Source organism: Woodsholea maritima DSM 17123, assembly GCF_000382325.1.
GTDB classification, from domain to species: domain Bacteria; phylum Pseudomonadota; class Alphaproteobacteria; order Caulobacterales; family Maricaulaceae; genus Woodsholea; species Woodsholea maritima.
Map to the genome: position 1 here is coordinate 106,913 of NZ_KB908060.1, position 20,527 is coordinate 127,439.

Genomic DNA, 20,527 nt, shown 5'->3' on the forward strand with positions numbered 1-20,527 from the left:
GATCTCGTTCCGACTTTTTTTTATGAAGCTTTTTTGAAATTGCGCCTGGTGTGATGTGGATTGTCAACCCGCCAGCGTCCTTGGACTGACCTTGCGAAAATGAAGGTCCTCTGGCTCGGGGGAGACAGAGAAATCGGTGTCGTATCCGAACCGCTTAGCGTGTTCGGGTTATGCCAGTTCTGGGGGAATCGATGTTCATAGGCACAGCTCAAGCGAACGCCGAGTAATTTTAAATCATCACCATCATCGGGCGCGGGTGCGCCGTTTCAATCCGTAGGGACATTTGTGCCCTGGCGCAGGATTCTGCGTGGAATGAGTTATCCGATAACGGAGTAATTAAATGATTTTGCGCGCAGCAAGCTGTGTCAGCATGGCCGCCTTATGTGTGTTTTCGATCCCGCTCGCCCAGGCTCAATCTGGTGAGGGGGGGCAGGTGCCTGCCTCTCGTGAGGTTCAGTCAGAACGTCGCTTGGACATCCTCAATTATCAAGTTGAGGGCAATACTGTTTTATCGCGGACCCAGGTGGAGCAGGCTGTCATGCCTTATCTGGGGCCTCAACGTCCGGTCAGCGATGTGGATGCGGCGCGTCAATCTTTGATGGACGCCTATCACGCTGAGGGATTTGAAACGGTTAATGTTATCATTCCTGCCCAGGATGTGCGGGGGGGAATTGTTCGCCTGCAGGTCGTTGAAATGCGGGTTGGGCGTTTGCGCGTGGCGGGTGCGCAATATCACTCGCCTCAGGATATTCGCGAAGATATCCCAGCGCTGAGCGAAGGTGAAGTTCCTAACTATAATGATGTATCTACTCAGTTGGCCGGTTTAAATCGGTCTCGTGACCGCCTTGTCACTCCGACGTTACGTGCAGGTACGCAGCCGAATACAGTTGATGTGGACTTATTGGTAGAAGATGAGCTGCCGTTACATGGGTCTATTGAGATTAATGACCGCGCCAGTTCAAACACTAAACGCCATAAAGTGTCCGGATCGATCAGCTATGGCAATCTGTTCCAACGTGGGCACAGCTTAAATCTTCAAGGTCAGTTCAGTCCGGAAAAACCCGAAGAATCCTGGGTGGTCTCGGCCTCATACGTCGTCCCGCTACAGACCGTTCCGCTGACCTTTGTTGGGTATGCGGTGCATACCGACAGTGATGTGGCTGCTATCGGCGGGATTAATGTGCTGGGTAAAGGCAATATATTCGGCCTTCGCGGGATTTATTCTCTTGTGAGCGGGGAGCCTACATCGCCGCGCATTCATCAGTTCACTTTCGGCATTGATTACAAAGATTTTGAAGAAAATCTCTTTGCAGAAGAGGGCAATCCTTCGCGCACGCCGATCGATTATTTCCCTTTAATGGTTGAATATGGTCAGTCCAAACAGACCGCGCGATATGAATTTTCCTTCGGCATTGGAGCGGCAGTCGGTCTTCGGGGGCTGAGCTCGCGTGACGATGAATTTGGCAATAAACGCTATGGGGCGAACGCCAACTGGTCAGCGTTGCGCGGCAATATCTCTTATCTCCATAAACTGGACAATGATTGGCACTTGGGAGGCTCTTTATCTGGGCAATACGCAGGTGAGCCTGTGATTTCTAATGAGCAATTTGCCATCGGCGGCGTTGATAGCGTTCGCGGCTATTATGAAAGTTTCCAAATCGGCGATGATGGCGTTGCCGCTCAACTTCAAGTGACAACGCCGTCTTTTGCGGAGCGTCTTGGGGAGAAGGTTCAGGATTTGCGGGTCTATGCCTTCGCAGATGGCGGATATGTCCGCATTCATGAACCACTGAGTGTCCAGGATGAAAGCTCTGAGCTCTACAGTCTTGGGCTGGGGGTGAAGCTGCGCGCCTTTGAGGGCTTTAACGCCCAGATGTCCCTCGCGCGTCCTTTCTTAAATGAACAAACCACCCTTCGTGATGTTGGTGACTTCCGTCTCCAATTCCGCGTGTGGAATGAGTTTTAAGGCCAAATCAATGATAAAAAAGGAAAAAAACATGTCCACACGTAATGTTTTTGTCATGGCTGGTGTGTTGGGGGTCATGGGCGCGGCATGTGCTTCGGCGCAGGCCCCCTGGGATGAAGCATGGACATATAAACGAGCTATGACCTTTGATGCCAGTGCGATCGAAGCTGTGTCAGAGCGCGTTGATGGTGCCACGGTTCTGGTGCGTTTGCATTCGGGTAATCTCGATTTTACTCAAACCCAGGCCGATGGCCGTGATTTGCGCTTTGTACGTCAAAGTGATGGCACGCCGTTGGATTATCATTTTGAGCGCTTTGATCGGGTGGCCGAAATTGCTTATGTGTGGGTCAAAGTGCCAGAGATCTTGCCCGGCCAGGTTGAAAACTTTTGGGTTTATTACGGCAATGATGAGGCCGTTTCTGTTGAAAGTGCGCGCCAAACTTATGATGGCTATGTGTCTTATGCCCTGCATCTGGAAGATGAAGCGGGTATCCCGCAAGATGTAAGTGCTAACGACATCGTTTTTCGTGCCCAGGGCCTCCAACCGGTTCTCACCGGGATGGTCGGTGCTGGCATGGAGCTAACGTCACAAAGTGTGATCGCGGTTCAGTCCCATCCGACTTTGGCCATCAATGACGAAGCAGGCGCGTTGAGCGTAGCGATGTGGCTGCGTCCGCAAGCTCCGGCTCAAGCGGATGAAATTGCTGAACCCTCAATCCAGGCTCAGCCCTCCTCGCAGGTGAATGGTGAAGCGCGCGAGCAGCTTATCTTCTCCAAAAATACTCAAAATGAGCAGGGCGCACTGCGCTTGGTTCTGCGCGACTATTCTCCTGTTGTGCAGTTGGGCGATGAAGAATGGGTGGTCGATGAAACACTCAGTGTCGGGCAATGGTCACATTTGGCCCTGGTGGGCGATGACACGATTTTGCGGCTTCAGATCAACGGTGAGGTGGTTTTCGAAACTGAGTTTGACCTGCCTGCCTTTTCAGGCGCTGAGTATTTCGGCGCATATCAGGGTCAATCCGGCTTTATCGGGGCTATCGATGAGATCTATCGCGCCAATCAAGCTCGCTCGGTGTCCCATATCGCTTTAATGGCCAATAATCAGGGCGCGCGTTCTAACTTTGTCGGGTTTAGCGCAGAGCCAGAACAAACCCACGCCGCCCAGCATGATTATTTTGGGATTTTGATCGGCGCGCTAACCCCGGATGCTTGGGCGGTGATCATTCTTTTGGGGTTTATGTCCCTAATTTCTTGGATGATTATGTTCTCCAAGGGATTGTTGTTTGGTCGCACGCACCGTTTAAATCAGCACTTCTTAACTGTTTATCGTGAGCACGCTCGCGGAAAAAAGGCCCGGGCCGGTCTGACGGGGCTAGAGCTTTCCAAGAAAAATGCGTCTTCATCTTTAGCGCGCTTGTTCAGCGTGGGACAGGACGAGCTCAATTATCGCATCACCCAGACCGGCCAAACCTGCGATACTTTTTCCATAGCTCCGGAGTCTGTTGCGGCTATTCGCTCGGCAATCAATGCGCGCGCCGTGAAGGAAGATCACCGCTTGGGCCGTTGGATGGTCCTGCTAACGATCGCTATCTCCGGCGGGCCTTTTCTTGGTCTGCTTGGGACAGTGCTTGGTGTGATGATCACCTTCGCAGGCGTCGCCGCGGCCGGTGAAGTGAATGTCACCGCGATTGCCCCGGGGATTGCCGCGGCCTTGCTGGCCACGGTTGCCGGTCTGGCGGTCGCGATCCCGGCCTTGTTTGGCTACAACTATCTCACAGGTCAGCTCGACAATATTCTTGCTGATAATCAGGTCTTTATCGATCAGCTGGAGAAGAACATCGCTGAAAGCTTCCGTGACGGGGCCGAGCTTGACGGCTCGGTGCAATAGGAGGCCGCCATGCAGGTTCAGAAAAAACGCAAACCCTATGACGATATCAACATTACCCCGATGGTCGATCTGACTTTCGTGTTGTTGGTGATCTTCATCCTGATGACGACGGCTTCGATTGAGGGCATACGGATCAATCTGCCTAAGGCGAGTTCAGCACAAAGCATGGCCGCACCGACGACGAAAGCCATCACGGTGGACAGTCGTGGGCAGATCTACCTCGATACTTTTCCTGTGACCGCGCAGCAGCTTGAGCAGGAGTTACGCATTTTGAAAGCTGTAACGCCTGATCTGCCGGTTGTGATCAAGGGTGACAGGGTCTCGCAGTACGGAAAAATCATGGAAGCGCTCGACGCGTGCGGGCGCGCGGGTATTACCCAAATCGGGCTGGTCAGTGAACGCCCGAGGGGAAGCTAACCCATGATGGAAGAGCCGCAAACCAGCCTTCTTGACCGCGTTTTACTGATCCTTTTCGCAGCAGGATTGGTCGCGGTGGCGATTGCCGCATTCCTTTGGCTGCGAAGCCTTGAAGAGGCGGACCAGACCGAGCGCGTCATTCACGAAATCACTTTGGCCGAAGTGCCTGAGGAAGAGCCTGAACCTGAGCCGGAGCCTGAACCAGAACCAGAACCAGAACCTGAACCTGTTGAGGAGGTCGAGCAACCTAGTCCGCAGCCTACACCGGAGCCGACGCCAGTGATCAGCGAAACGCCGAGCCCGCCCACCCAACGCCTTGCTGGTCTCAATCGCGATGCTGATGCGGGGAGTGATAGCTTTCATTTGGCCGCGGGCCAGGGCGGGGGCTTGTTCGGTACGGGCGGCGGCGGGGGGACCAGTTGGGAAGCCTTCCTGACCTTGCACATTACACGCGCTTTACAGCGTGATCCGCGAACGCGCAGTGCCAGGGGACGGGTTGAAGTTTCCTTACGCATTGATCCCAACGGGAGTTTTACCTCTGCACTTTTGATGTCCTCAACCGGGGACACCGAATTGGATGAGGCCATTCGTGATGTCTTGTCCAACCTTAACCCTTTGAACCGTGGGCGCCCGCCGGGCGTCAGCGAAACCACCAATCTCGCCATCAATCTTAGACGGGCTGATTAAGCCCAACACAAACAGAGAAACGCTATGACACTTCGTAATCTATTTCTGTGTGGTGCTGCCCTTGCGGTAACCGCTATCGCTTCAACCCCGTCTTTTGCGCAGTCCAATGATGACCTGGGTGTTGAAATTCTTCAGCTCTTGGTGGATGAGGGCGTTATTCCTTTTGACCGCGCGCAAGGCTTATTAGATGCGGCGCGTCGCAATGCGGCTCTGCGTGCTGAAACCCAGGCTGCAGCTCAGGCCGAAAATGTGATCAATGTGCCTTACGTGCCTGAAACGGTGCGCACTGAGATCGCTGAGAGTATCAAGTCAGACGTTATCCAAACCGCCCAGGCTGAGGGTTGGGTTGCGCCGAATACCTTACCAGAATGGACCCAGCGGGTTAGCATTTCGGGCGATTTACGCGTGCGCGGTCAGTGGGAAAACTACGCCGACGATAACTTTCCCTTCTTCCCTGATGCAAATGCCATCAATCAACAAGGTGGGGTTCTCGATACTGAAGGCTTTCCGCTGTTAAATTCAACATTTGATCGTAACCGCGTACTGTATCGTGCGCGTTTGAATGTTGAAGCCCAAGTCACGGACAAGGTGAAAGTGGGCATACGCTTTGCCTCTGGTGACGCGCCCGGTGCGATCTCAACCAATTCGATTTTCGGTAACTATTTCGATCGCAACACGCTGTGGGTAGATCAGGCCTTTGTGGATGTTGAACCAATTGAAGGCGTGCATTTCCTTGCGGGCCGCATGCCCAATCCGTTCTATTCCACGACATTGGTTTGGGATGAGGACATCAATCCGGAAGGCGTTGCGCTGACAGGTGCCTATAGCTTTAGTGAACGCGCAAATGTGTTTGCAACGGCCGGGGTCTTCCCGCTGCAAGAGCGTGAACTTTTTGACGATAGTTATCTTTATGCTGGCCAGTTGGGCGGTGAAGTTGAATTTGCGTCGTCATTCTTCGCTAAAGCCGGACTGTCTTATTATCATTATGAAAACGTTCAAAGCTTGAAAAATGCTGATGATGGTTCGCGCCTTACAGACTGGAGCGCGCCAGAATTTCTCAGCAAAGGCAACTCGATCTTCAATATGCGCACTGACGGGCTGACGACCTTGGCCGGTTTGGCTTCAGAGTTTGAGGTTGGCGCATTGACAGCCGAGATCGGTTACACCGCTGGCGCTCACGAGTTCAAACTGATCGGTGAAGTCGCCAAAAACTTTGCCATGGATGAGAGTGACATTGCGCAATTGCGCGGCGAAGCTGGTGTGAAGCCGGGCGATTTGGGCTGGACTGTTCGCGCATTCGCCGGGCATAGCCAGGTTGAAGAGGCCGGCCAGTGGCGGTTGATGGCGGGGTATCGTCATGTTGAAACCGATGCGGTTCTAGATATCTTTACAGATTCAGATTTTGCCTTGGGCGGGACAGATGTCGAAGGCTATGAATTAGAAGCGATCTACGGCGTTTATGATAACACCAATTTAGCCTTGCGCTGGTTGTCATCGGATTCCATCGAACGGGCTCCGTATTCGCTCGACATCCTCCACTTTGACTTAAACGTCAGCTTCTAAGGGGAGGGGGATCTATGTCACGGACACTTCACGCACTTTTGGCTATGGGCGCGCTTTATGCGGCCCTGCCTACCTCCGCCCAAGCTCAAGACGCGGTGGATGCACCCGCAATCAGTCTTGAGGCTCAATTAGAGCGCCAGGTTCAGATCGCCGACAATGCCCGTCAGGAAGTTGAGCGTTTGCGCGCTGAGCTGGCCCTGAAAGAGGAATTGATTGAGCTGGCGATTGAACGCAATAGCGCACTTTATGCGCTGGCCAGCGAAGTTATCGAAGCCGGTCATTACCGTAATTCGCGCGAACCCTTCCTCCAGATGAAACGTGTGGAGATGGAGAATCTTAAACAAGAGTTTGAGGATCGCGCGCGCAATGCCCGTCTGTATTCAACGACGCTGCCGCCGAGCGTGCGTCAACGCATGGAAGAAGAGCTGAACTAGAGCGCATCACGCTTGGATCTGGTTCGCGAAATCATCTTACGCCCTATTATTAGCAGGATTCCTGTCATGTCTTCGAATGTCGCTGGTTTTCACGCAAAACGCTTTTCCATGAAAACCCTCAAAATGGGCACGAGCCTTCTCGCGCTCGCTGCTGCGGGGGCCTTATTGCCCTCGCTCGCCTCCGCCCAGGCCCCATTCGGGACCATGGTAGGTATGCAAACGGGGCGTACGATTGGCCCTAATGGTCAGGTCTCGCAATGGAGTGGGGCCAATCGTCCTGTTATAGGCATGGAAGGTGATCGTCATTTGATGACGATTGAGCAGACCCAGGCCAAAGCGGTACTGGATTGGGAAGATTTCCGTCTACAGACCAATGAAATACTTGAGTTTCAACAGGCTTCACAAGACTGGATCGCTGTCAATCGGGTGCATGGCAATCATGCAGCGGAAATTCACGGTGAAATTCGCGCGCCCGGTTCGGTTTATATCCTAAATGACAATGGTGTTCTGATCGGCGAGGATGCGCAGATTAATACGCGCCAATTGGTCGTCGGGAGTGGGGTCAGCGATGTCAATGTCGACGGAAATACGACAACAATTGTGCAAAGCCAGGCTAAAGCCGAGCTGGAATGGCAAAAGTTTGAAGTTGCCACGGATCAAATTCTTGAATTCGAGCAAGCCTCTTCAGATTGGTTGATTATCAACCGTGATTTGAGCGAGCCTGAGAATGTTAAAAATGCGAACCAGAAGCGTGAGGCCGATGTCACGATTGACGGGACTATTCGTGCCAATGGTATTGTCGTCATCAATGATGAAACCGGTTTTCGCATTGGTGAAGACGCCTCGATTGAAGCAGGACGTTACTTCCTTACCCAAGGTGTAGCGGATTTAGATGTTACAGAGAATGAAGTTATCATCGAGCAATCGCGCGAGGCCGCAGTCATTAATTGGAGCGACCTTAATTTAGACGCGGATGAAAAACTAACTATTCATCAGGCTGATGAAAGCTGGATGGCGCTTAATCGCGATCTTAGCGGTGATGTTTTAACTCTAGATGGCACGATCGAGGCCGATGGTGGGGTTTTAATCATTGCGCGTGAAGGGATCGCGCTAAATGGGACTATCGAAGCCCAGCAAGTGATTTTATCCGCCTTGGATATTCGCGATGATGCCTTCAATGGTTTTCTTCCGGGGAATTTCCCTCAAGGGTTATACTCTTCTACAACAAGTACAAGTTACCAGCGCGTAGATCCGACATTTAGCAATACTTGGGTATATGCGACCAGTGCTCGTCCTGATGCTGACCCAAAGTCTAGAACCGATCGCTATCTAAATTTAATCAAAGAGCTACCAGCGGCTCATGATGAAAATGATCCGTTGCGTTATAATGTGACTGTTGGGCTCGATGGACACGTGAGTACGCGCGAGCAAGGCAAGATCATGCTCTTCGGGCCTAATGTGCTCAATCAAGGTCAGCTTAGCGTGCGCGATGAAGGCCAGGTGATTTTAGCTGCGGGCGATAATATCTACATTGATAGCTTGGATGGCATTCATCTCGATGTGCATACTGGCGCATTTAATGGTTTTGACGCGCGTCGCGGTTTTGCAGGAAGTGATACTTACGCCCCTTACTTTATGAGATTTGTCTGGGTAAGTGGCCTCCGCAGATATGTCGTTCAAGATAGTGTTATTCCTGAAGAATGGGTGGACTTCGTCAATATTATCACAGGTGAGAATTTTGCCGCCGGTGATGTCTTGCCTCAAGCACTCGCGATGAAGATGATTGATAATGCTACCTTTGACGGCTTGTATGTCGAGGGCGGCTTGATTGGTAAATTCATCAATGATCGTCAGGCGCAGCGTATTGCGGAAGTTGGTTTCACCGCACGAAATGAAGGCATTATTGATGCGCGTCGCGGGGGCAATGTTGATTTTCGCGGCTTCAATTTGGAGCAAAATGGCGCGATTACATTAACATCAACGGCGAATTTCCGAGCAGGTTTAAGCTTTCAAGCGGTAATTCAAGATTACAATGTTTTTGGCGAACGTGACGGTCCGATTGTCAGTGGCAACGGTACGGTGCTTTTTGGTGAAGGCAGTCTAACTCAAATTACTCCCGATTTAGAGGCGAGCGATACTTTACCTCTAACTGAAGGGAGCCAATCTGTTGGGCATATGTTGATTAATGCTCAGCGTGCGCACTTAAAAGAAGATGCGCTGATCTATATGCCATCTGGTGAAGTCGAGATTTACCTCGATAATGGCATCCATGTTTATGCGCCAATTGGTGCATCAGGAAATACTGACCGCGAAGATGGTTCACGCTTCATGATGGAAAGTGGAGCGACGATCGATCTTTCAGGCTGGGATGTTACCCGCGAAATGGGCTATCATCAGGTCTCAGGCCGGGTTTTTGTTGCACAGCTTAAAGATACACCAGTGCAAGATGGTGGACCGCTTTATCGCAAAGAAATTAATGTCGACCGGCGGTATGGCACGAATGTCGTTGATTGGGAAAGCTTTGATAACCTCAATCAAGTGACCTTGGATCAATTGCTGATCAATGGCGGAACTTTATTGATCGCCAGCGGTGATGACCTGATCATGAAATCAGGCTCGGTCATTGATGTCTCAGGCGGCTCGGTTACTTATGAAGATGGATATGTCTATACGACTATGCTGCGGCGTTTGGATGGCAGTGTCATTGATATCCGCGAAGCCGATCCAGATGAAGTCTATATGGGTTTAGCGGACCAATGGAGCGATTATGATCTCAAATGGGGTAAGCAAAAAGACTATTATATTCCTTTAATTTCCTCATCGCGTGGGCGATTTGAAGAAAGCTATGTCGAGGGTGGGGATGCTGGTTCGGTTCAGATTTGGGCTCCGGACGGGCTTTATCAAGGGACGTTCCTGGGCGGCGTTACTGTTGGAAAGTATCAAAACTCCAACATGCCGAGCGCAGGGCGTTTGATTATCAACCGTGAAACTGAATATGATTTAGAGTATATCAGTCAGCGTGTTTTGATCAGCGATATTGAAATGCTTCTTGGAGGAAGCTTTGGCCTCTACGACAGTCTCACAATTCCTTTTGGGGATTTATTTGGAGACGAGTACGATCAAGAAAATCCAAACTTTGGAACCGGTAGCGACCCAAAAGGCAATTTGTCTTTATTCTCAGAAGATTTTTTCAATCGCTCGACTATGGGTGAATATGAAATCACCCAGTGGTGGCTAGGCGATACGCTTGAGCCCACCAATGACACCCCGTCTTCGATGGATGATTACTTTATCACTATTGAAGAAGGTGTGGACTTAAATCTCGCCCAAGGCGCATCCTTCCGGATTTTTGGGACCAGTGCAATGAATATGCTGGGCTCGATCACGACGGGCGGTGGGGATGTTTATTTGCGCGGTCAAGGCATTACCTTTGGTGATGCGAGCTTTATCGATACCAGTGCTAAATGGTATTCTGATTACGAGCTATACGAGCCACGTCCGCTCTCACAAGCCCCGCGCATTCATGGCGGTGACATCTCGATCACCAGTTTCTATGCCGGGTGGAATGATCCTGAGGATCAAGACAATCATTTTGCTTTTGTCATGCCGAAAACCATGCGGCTTACTGCGAATGGTGGCGGTTGGATTAATCGTGAAGGCGAGTTAAGTGCTGGACAGGGCGGGAATATCGAGATCCGCAATTATATGAAATTGGATCAAGATGTTGACCTGTCTGCTCTAGAAAATGTGGAAGCTTTTGGCTTGGGCGGCAATGGTGGCTTCCGCTTCGAAACGAGTGGTGAAATTTATATTGGGAACTCTTCACCCGATGATGCGCAAGAGCGCCCAATACTTTGGATGATCCGTCCTGAATTTTTTGAAGAGATGGGTTTTTCTACTGTAAGCCTGTATGCGCCGAGCGTAACGGTTGAGCCCGGAGTTGATGTTTTTGCGACCCAGGCGACTATGCAGATTAATCCAGCCACTTTGGATAATGGGGTGCCAACAGCTTGGGCAGCACCTTCTGGAAGCGATATTCGCGATGTGACAATGATAAGTTACATTGATCCTGGTCTGCGAGCGGAAGGTCTTCGCGATGGTGTTTCGCTTGAGTTCTCAACACCTGGAGAAACTCAAAAGATCAGTATTTACGCTTTATTGCCTTGGGGTTTCGAGGGTGAGGGGGAAGACGGTGCGCAAGCCGTTTCGCAAACAACTTTGTCCTCTAATTCAAGTATAGGGGTTAATGCAGGTGGTCGCATCAATTTCTTTGGAGACCTGAGGGGGACTTTAAATGCACCGGCAGGTGAAATTAAAATTGGGGGTGTTATTCGTAGTACAGCCCAAGTTTTAGCAAAAGGTGCATTGCGTATTACCGAGCGGTTGATCGATAATACTGGCCGTGAACTTGTTGACGGTGAGGTGCTTTCAGGCGGACGGATTTATGCTTGGAGTGATGAATTAGTACCTTTAGTTATTGAAGAAGGTGCTGTCTTTGACGTGTCTGGTACTCAAGCTGAGATCGATATTCCTGTTCTTGAGCACGCAGGAGTGGTACGCCGCCGCCGGACCTTAGCTTCAGACGGTGGGGTGATGGAGTTCTATGGCTATGCCATGGATATCAACAACTTAACGCTGCGTGCTTTTGCAGGCGGCGATGGCGCTAAGGGCGGGCAGTTTACCTATCAATGGTTGTCCACTGATTACCCAGCATTGACGAGTGCAAGCGGTGAAGCTGTTGCAAATCAACTAGAAAATAATTATTTCTATTATAAATCAGGTTATTCGAACCCAGAAACGGGTGGCACAACCGTAAGGGGTCTCTTTGGTCAAGACCTTTCAACCATTGACTTCCAAAGAACGCAATGGAATGTCGGAGAATTCGAACCGGGCACATTTTTACCTGATCGTGAGAGTTTAGTTGCAGTCATAAATTCCAATAATGAAGCGGCTGAAAATGCGCCAACTCCTTTATTCTTTATTGGTGACATCGAGCTGCCAGATTTTGAACCGGCTACCCCTCCTTTAGTTAATCCCATTTTTATGAGGCTCTACCAAAAAGTGGGATATAAGCAGGTGTCGCTTCCGCAGTCTCAAACACAAACGGTTCTTTCGCCAGCCCACTTGGCGAGCGGTGGGTTTTCTGATGTCACGATTGCTGCGGCAACAGGCATTGTATTTGCGGGCCAGTCTCGTTTAGGCGACATTAGTGAGAATGGGCAATATGCAATCGATACACTGACCTTATCGGCGCCCATCTTATCGGCGCTAGAGGATGCAGACTTCGCCTTATACGCTAATCGTGTCTTAATTTCGGATAACGGTGGAACGGATGGAAATTACCCAACGGGTGGGGATGTTGATCCGGCTCGTTTTGCGGCGGCTTTAGCAGAAATTGGTGTGTCCGATGACAATCTGGGGACGCAGATCTTAATCGATGCGGGTATCGTGCTGGATATCACGAGTGCGAATTTGTCAGGGTTCGAAAGTGCTAGCTTCTCGAGCGGTGGGGATATCCGTTTTACTGCGACCAACCCTTATGAGCAGTTTGAAACACCTACGGGCTCAATCACCACAGCAGGAAACCTAAACTTTAAAGCCGATCAGATTTATGCCGCTTCAGGGCGTGTCTTCACTATCGAAGCTGGTGGTACAATCACGGTAATGCCTGAAGATGAAGGGGGGTATGTCAATGCCGCACCTTTGGAGGGGGGCGCGAAGTTAACTTTGCGCGCGCCGCGCATCGTTCAAGGTGGGATTATTCGCTCGCCCTTAGGCAGTATCGCTCTGGAAGCGTTTGATGATGGAACAGAAGATTCAAACAAGATTACCCTTCTTGATGGCAGCGTAACCTCTATTTCTGCTGACGGAAATGTCATTGCCTTCGGGCGCTTAGTGAATGGCGACACGTGGGTTGATCCGTATACCGGGCGTGAACTGGCATTTCTGCCAGAACGTGAAGTTCGCCTGAGCGCGGACAGTGTCGTTCTTTCCGAGGGAGCCTTAGTTGATATTAAAGGCGGCGGTGACCTTCTGGCGAGTGAATTTGTTCCTGGGGTTGGGGGCTCGACGGATTGGCTTACGGGTTATCGTAATGAAAATTATGACTGGATCAGTGATGAGAGTGAAGTCTTCGCGATCATACCTGGCTACAATGCTGAAGTGACCCCTCTTGGAACGGGTAATGGTTACACAGCTACAAATCTCGGCAAAATCTATCTTTCCGGAAATGGGGAACTGCCAGAGGGTGAATATACGTTACTGCCAGCATATTATGCCCAACTGCCGGGTGCCTATCGCGTAACGCGTAATCACCAATATGGTTCGTATATGAATATGGCTTTGGGAACATCAGCGAGAAAGCCTGATGGTTCGGTTATTCATGCGGGTTATCGTTTCACGCCAAACTCAGATGGCAGTCTCTATACGCGTGATCAGCGTACAGATGGCTTCTTAGTTATGAATATGGAAACGCTTGGTAAGCGGTCGCAATATAATCGTGCGCTTGCCTCGAGCTTCTATTCGTCCGACGCCTATCTGCGAGGCGCGGAGCGTACGAATCTCGCGATCACAAGCGCTCCGCGTAATCCTTTCGATGGGGGTGGATTGGCGCTTCTTGCGGGTTCGGAGCTTGTTCTAGAGGGGCGTGTCGATGCGCGTTCTGGTGAGAATGGGCGCGGCGGGTATGTTGATATTGCCGCGGAACGCCTGGTTGTTTTGAGTGAGAATACGGACACCAGCACTTATGACGGCTATTTGCAGTTAGACGCGAAAAATCTAGAGGCTTTTGGTGCAGAAAGCCTACTTTTAGGGGGTGAGCGCCAACAGGTCGAAGCCGGAACCGCAATTGAGGTCAGCGGGCGCGATATTGTGATTGATACGGCGGGTGAGACATTTGCAGTCACAGATCTAATCTTGACCTCGATCGATCAAGTTCAGGTCAAATCTGGTTCAAAAATAGAAACGACCGGATCGCTCAACCGGCCAGCCGAGGCTTATTTCATAAAACCTGCTGTGGGTGAGTTCATCGATGATCAAGGTACCCCTTGGGAGAGCGACGATGTTTACACCCATCAGGTAATGGATCATGGCGCTATTGTTCATGTTTCTGCTGGCGAGCGCACTGCGTTTATACGCGATGGCCAGGCGGTAAATCGTCTGTATGAATTAGCAAATAACCCACAACGCTTGGCAGAAATTAATGCCATACGTGTTTTGCGGGGGCTCGCGCCGCTGGATCCGGCGATGGGTACAATTACCCTAGAAGACAATGTGTCGCTAATCAGTTCTCAATCACTGGTGTTAGACGCGACGCGGGATACATCCCTAGCGTCTGGTGTAACTTTGAGTGCAGACCAGATTACGGCGGGTGGCTCACGGGTTAGCATCGGTGAGGTTCCGGATGGTCTTTCGGGTCTCAGTTTCGCAGGTTCTACCGCAGAGAGCTTATCACAGGCCAAAGATATTGCTCTGAAGAGTTATACAAGCATCGACCTTTACGGCAACTTTGATCTTGATGTCGCTGGGGGCTTGACCCTGGATGCGCCAAGCTTGCGTTTGCTCGAAGGCCGGGCCAGCGCGCAGATGGGCCAGGGCGGCGATGTTATTACGCCGATGGCAAATGCGGGTCAAAATGTGACGCTTAAAGCCGAAACCTTGACCCTTACCAACACCTCAGGGGGTGAGATCCAAAATCAAGGTGGTGAGGGCGAGCTGACGCTGATTGGCAACACCATAGAGTTGCGCGGTGGTCATAAGGCGATCTCGGGCGCAGGCAATGTTGTCTTTACGACGCCAGGTCGTTTAATTGGGTATGATACGGGTGGTTTGAGTGTTCCGGGGGATCTGACCTTTGAGGTTGGTGCACTCAGCGTCGCGCGTGGCGATAAATTGGCCGTGAAGGCGGGGCAGTCCGTTTCAATCGAAAGTTCAGACGTTGTTTTAGATGACGATTTTGAAACTCTCGGTGCTATTTTGGAAATCCAAGGCAAGAGTATCCAGCAGAATGGACACATTGATATGCGCGCGGGCAGTGTGCTCTTGCAGGCGCGCCAAGGGGATGTGACGCTTGGTGAAGGGGCTTTGATTAATGCGAGTGGCTTGAATTCAGCGATTTTTGATCAAAACATCGGTGTAAACGGTGGCCGTGTCGCTTTCATCTCTGACCACGGTGATGTCGTTCTCCAGGCTGGATCCATTGTTGATGTTTCTGGTGGTGAGCATGCGGATGCTGGACGTTTAGATGTTCGCGTTTCTCAAGGGGAAGTGGTTCTTGACGGAGAGCTTCGCGGTCAGGCCGGTGAAGGGCGTACGGATGCAGGATTTGGTCTGCGCATTGGTGAGCTTAATAATTTCGCGCAATTAAATGAGCGCTTAGCTCTGGGTGGTTTCTTAGGTCAGCGAGATTTTGAAATTGATCATGGCGATGTCATCTTGGATGGGGTGACAGAGGTTGATGGTCTGTCTGTGATCGCTCATCAAGGTGCAATTACTGTTACTGGAACGGTTCGCACAACGCGTGACGAGGGTGGGGTCATCGCCTTGGCCGCAGCGCGTGATGTGACATTAAGCGATACCGCTCGGCTTATCGCTGCAGCAAACAAGCCTGAGCGCTCAGGTGGTTTGGTGCGCATTGAAACCAATGGTGAAAATGCCGGGCAAATCCGTATGGCCAGCGGGGCGCTCATCGATGTGAGTGGTCAGGGTGAAGGCCGGCGTAAGGTTTATTTCCGTGCGCCGCAGATCAATGGAAATGATGTTGCGATCGGTACGCTTGCGGGCACGATTAAAGGTGCAAGGCAGGTTTTAGCCGAAGCTTTCCGGATCTATACGGATGTAGAAAGTATAGACCAAAATGTCATTGATACGGTGGATGATGATGCGCGCGCGTTTATGGCTGCGGCCCAGGCGAATGCGGTTCAAGATCGACTAGGTGCCGCGACCTTGGTGCCAGGTATTGACCTTCGTAATGATGGTGACATTGAGCTCGTTACGGATTGGGATCTGCACGCCATGCGCTATGGTCCCAATCAAGTGGCGGGCGTACTTTCGCTTCGGGCTACGGGCGATATTTTGATTAATGCTAATCTCAGCGATGGGTTTGATCAAGCTGGACGCCAAGGTTCGCTTTTGGATGAGGCTTGGAACTGGGCCATTAATCTAGTTGCGGGGGCTAATGTCGAAAGTCCGCATGTGCTTGCAACTGCTAACCCTTCTCAACTCGAAGTTGGCAAAGGCTCCATTATTATTGGGGGTGAAGCAGATCGTTTGGATTATGCGAGCCTCAATCCTGATGATTACGATCTCACGCAGGTGACGCAAGGGGTGTCCTACACGCAAAGTTGGAACACGCTATATTCAAGATTAAATCGAAATTATAATCGAGGCTTCTTAAGTGAAGCGTCGTTTGTAATTCTCACTGAGACAAATGATCGTATCGAAAATGGTGAATTATCATATAAAGATGGATATAATTATGTCTTCACTCACGTCGCGGAGAATGACCCATCAGGATTTAATACTTCGAATAGTTATTTTAACGCGATACGCAATTTAACAAGCTGGGTGGACTACGATCTTCGCCCGCGTATGAGTGCGGATAACATTGCAGCATATGATGCGATACTGGCGGATTTGACGTTAAGCGATCAGGATAGATTTATACAGCTCAATACCTTCTTCTACGAAGAATATCGTGATTATTTTGAAACTGATATCGTATCTTGGTTGCGTCATCTAGATGCTGCGCCTTATTACCTAAGGGTTAATGGATACGAAAGTAAGCTCTTTGCGCGCTATTCAGACGGAAGTCTTGGCTCTGAATTAGAGCGTGATCCGGCGACTGGTTTCTATTTACACCCAGACACGAATGCTCCGATTACTTATGCCCCGGGTGAGACTGAATATCGTGAGACTGAAGCTTATGGGCTTGAGGCCCTTAATTGGATTGTCAGGCATGAACCTAATCAGCCTCACGAGTATTATCGCTTACAAGCCCAGGTAAATGCGCCACGCGGATATGTGGTGCGCAGCGGAACTGGGGATATCAATGTCGCTGCCGCGCAGAACCTAATTTTAGAGCAACGTCCATCTGTAATCTACACATCTGGGCGTGCTGGGGCCGCGATTGACGGATATGTTCAAGAGCTAGAAGCTCGCTACGCAGAGCATGGCGGGGATGTGAATGTGCAAGTGGGGGCGGATGTCCTCGCCAGTTCTGATCTGCCCCAGACCCCGCGCGGCTGGCTGGTTACGCGTAAGCCTAACAATTATGAGGGCTTCTCACCGAGTTGGTACGTTAATTTATCGAATTATGAAGCCGGTATTGGTGTTCTCGGCGGCGGTCATGTCACGCTTCAGGCTGGCGGGGATATTCATAATCTATCAGTTTCATCGGCTACGAATGCGCGCCTTGTCGGTGAAGGTGAGGATCTTTCCGACTATACTTTGAATACACAAGGTGGCGGGAATGTTCGAGTGATCGCGGGCGGCGATATACGCGGTGGTAGTTATACTGTCATGGGGGGTGAGGGCTATGTGCGTGCGGGTGGTAGCTTGCAATCGGACAATAAGCTTGAGGCCTTCCATTCGATGTCTCGCGCTTCCGATCCTCAAAAGCCCTATTCTGATTGTAATATCATGTCGAGTTGGGGGTGTTGGGATCGAAACCCAAGTGGAGCATTAAGGGAATTTGAGGTTTACTCTCTGTTTTATCAAAATGGTGGAAATCTACATATTGAAACTGGAGGGGATTTGAACGTAGATGCGGTAATGAATCCGCTTTATAATATGGATGCTATATTCCAGTATGCTGATGATGCAACTGAATTGTTCTCTGCTGGGGGTGATGTTAAGGTCTGGAATAATCACTTTAATATTGCGGCTGTAGAAGATCTAAGTTTTCCTGCCTCTCCTTTCTACTTCAGTTACAATAATGGCATAAATACGCCTAATACGAATGGTCGACACATGTTGTGGCCTGGTCACGTCTCCATGATTGCTGCGGGGGGGAGTGTGAATGTCCTGGGGGGGATGTCGATCGCTCCTTCGGCGCATGGCAATGTTGATATTCTCGCCCAGAATAATGTTCAAATCGGACATCATGATCGTGCTGATGATATTATTCCCCGCAATAGTTCGGATCGAGCATGGTTCCTCAATACCTTCGAGAGCAATCACAGATCTAACTTGCTCGGGTTAGTCATGAATGAGCAGAAGATAGGCGATCGTTCAGCGTACTTCTATGCGGGCTATTTTGTTAAAACCTATGGGGCAAGCGGGGAGTTCGCTCCAGTACATGACCCAGCTTTGATGCTTGATCTGCATGCGGGTGATCTTACACCTAGTCGGATTTATGCCGCTAAAGGCGATGTTATCACGACAACAGAGGTTACTTCGCCTGAAGCTCTTTGGGTAAAGGCCGGACATAATGTTTACTTCCCGAATTATGTGATCCAACACAATAACCCAGGTGATCTCAGCCTTATTCAGGCGGGTAATGGCATCTACTTTATGGAGTATGTTTATCCTGACCAGATCGGTTTTGGTAGTCAGATCCACGTGGCCGGGGAAGGTCGCCTTGAGATCGAAACAGGTCGCGATTTTTGGATCCCAAGCAATAGTGTAGGGATTACATCGGACCGAATTTATCAAAAGGTCGAGCGCTTTAACGAAACGACAGAAGTCGTATGGAAGCCAGAAAGCATCGCGGCCGATATCGCGATCAGCGTGGGTTATAATCAACAGCCCGACTATGCGGCCTTTGATGCAGCCTATCTTGACCCGGCCTTTGCCGATGCGATGGCTGATTATCTTCGCGTTGATGCAGGGGATGGACGTCTCTTGTCGGCTTATCTTTTCGATCAGATGTATGCGCGGGGTAATGGGGCGAGCAGTAAACTTGTTACGGCAGATATGGCAGGTGACTTCGTCAATTATATTCGCACTTTACAAGGTTTGGAGGTGTTAGACGATCAGACCTTGATCCGTAATTATCTCGACACGGCTTGGGCGTATTGGCTGGCTCTGCCTACCACTCAACAAACGCCTTATGATGACCTGATGCCGCGTTCAAGTACGCGTGAAGCCGAGGGCTTGAAACCGGAATTCTTCTTGCCTGAGCGTCGCACCGGCCTCATCAATCATGTCCGTGAGATGCAAGGATTGGAGCCTCTGGAAGGCGCTGAAGCGCAACTGGCTTATCTCGATGAGGCGATGGCATATTGGCAAGGATTGAGCACCGAATATAAAGCTGCCTTCTATCGCTCAACTTTGTTCTTGGAGTTGCGCACCGCTAGCCGCGAAGCCAATGATGCTAAGAGTGATCGTTTTGAAAGCGTCAATCGGGGTTATGATGCCATTGCGACATTGTATCCTGGGGCTCAAAAGGGCGTAGATGAAGCCCTTGATGACGGCGAAAGTCGCTGGGCGGGGAGCTTCGAAACCTATGCCAGCCGGGTCATGTCCTTTGGTGGAGGTGATGTGGATGTGGTGGCCCCTGGCGGTTTCTTCCGCTTGGCATCCATCGCGGCCACGAATGAGCAAACCGGCCAGCCCTCTCAGAACGACATCAATGGTGATGCCTTGCGCGCCGGTATCATTACCCAAGATGGGGGTGCGGTGAATATCCTCTCTCATGGCAGTGTGGATGTGAACCAATCGCGGATTTTGACCACTCAGGGCGGTAATTTGCTGATCTGGTCGTCTTATGGTGACATTGCCGCGGGCAATGGCGCAAAAACGGCGATCGCACCCAATGAGTATGAATATGGGTTGGATAGCTTGCTGAACCTTAACCGTTCACCGGCAGGCCTGCCGAGCGGGGCCGGGATCGGGACCTTGGCCTCAACACCAGGAACACCGCCTGCCGATGTTGATCTGATCGCCTCATACGGCATTGTCGATGCAGGCGATAGCGGGATCCGTGTCTCGGGCAACTTTAATGTCTATGCTCTGGAAATTCTTGGGGCGGACAATATTGATGTGGTTGGGCGTGTCACGGGTCTGCCGGAAGCGCCAGCCGTACCACCAACCTCGCTGGATGTTGGGGATCTAGGCTCTAAGTCCTTAGGGGCAGGTGAAGCGCTGGATGATGCGTTGCGCACAGTGCGCGATACCAGCACCATCGTGACCCCTTCTTTGATCGAGGTTCAAGTCACAGGTTACGGGGATGAAGCGTGTGATCCTGACGAGGACCCAAATTGTCACAGAGAGCGCATTCAACCGCGTGCTGGCGATGAGGTGAGTGTTTCGCCAGAGGCCCAGATTGCCTGGGAGCAAGAGGTGATGCGTTTTGATGTCGCGCGCCAGCCTCTAGATCACGCAGTGCGCGAGATCAGTCAGTCTGCAGGCTATAACGTTCTCTACGATGCGCGGGTTATCGCAGGCGATTTGGCCTCACGCCCCTTGCAAGGTGAAATGACCATGCAGGACGCTCTGAACCTGGTACTGGGTCATGATCTGGAGGCCGTTCTGGTCGAAGATCGCACCGTTATGATCCGGCCGAAATCCTAAACCTGCTTGTCTTTGTCTTCTGGGTCACGCTGTGAATAACGCGGCGTGACCTCCATT

General features: G+C 51.0%; 7 protein-coding genes. All 7 read left to right on the forward strand.

Going from position 1 to position 20,527, the window contains the following annotated elements:
• The first annotated feature begins 340 nt into the window (after nucleotides 1-340).
• Nucleotides 341-1,966: a ShlB/FhaC/HecB family hemolysin secretion/activation protein gene (locus H151_RS16430; RefSeq protein WP_019962019.1), complete on the forward strand. Its 1,626-nt coding sequence runs from the start codon at nucleotides 341-343 to the stop codon at nucleotides 1,964-1,966.
• A 31-nt stretch (nucleotides 1,967-1,997) separates the two neighbouring features.
• On the forward strand, nucleotides 1,998-3,857 hold the full coding sequence (locus H151_RS16435; RefSeq protein WP_169336756.1) for a DUF2341 domain-containing protein: 1,860 nt from the start codon (nucleotides 1,998-2,000) through the stop codon (nucleotides 3,855-3,857).
• A 9-nt stretch (nucleotides 3,858-3,866) separates the two neighbouring features.
• Nucleotides 3,867-4,274 carry an ExbD/TolR family protein gene (locus tag H151_RS0112595; protein WP_019962021.1) on the forward strand — a complete coding sequence of 136 codons (408 nt, stop codon included), beginning with the start codon at nucleotides 3,867-3,869 and terminating at the stop codon, nucleotides 4,272-4,274.
• A gap of 3 nt (nucleotides 4,275-4,277) precedes the next feature.
• Nucleotides 4,278-4,961 (forward strand): energy transducer TonB, encoded by a 684-nt coding sequence (locus tag H151_RS17590; RefSeq protein ID WP_019962022.1) that lies wholly within the window; start codon nucleotides 4,278-4,280, stop codon nucleotides 4,959-4,961.
• Between the two features lie 24 nt (nucleotides 4,962-4,985).
• Nucleotides 4,986-6,524 (forward strand): putative porin, encoded by a 1,539-nt coding sequence (locus tag H151_RS0112605; protein WP_019962023.1) that lies wholly within the window; start codon nucleotides 4,986-4,988, stop codon nucleotides 6,522-6,524.
• A gap of 14 nt (nucleotides 6,525-6,538) precedes the next feature.
• The gene (locus H151_RS0112610; protein ID WP_156823501.1) at nucleotides 6,539-6,958 is read left to right on the forward strand and encodes a hypothetical protein; all 420 of its coding nucleotides are present in this window, start codon (nucleotides 6,539-6,541) and stop codon (nucleotides 6,956-6,958) included.
• A 66-nt stretch (nucleotides 6,959-7,024) separates the two neighbouring features.
• Nucleotides 7,025-20,470, forward strand: coding sequence for a filamentous hemagglutinin N-terminal domain-containing protein (locus H151_RS0112615; protein WP_169336757.1), 13,446 nt, complete (start codon nucleotides 7,025-7,027; stop codon nucleotides 20,468-20,470).
• Nucleotides 20,471-20,527: the final 57 nt, after the last annotated feature.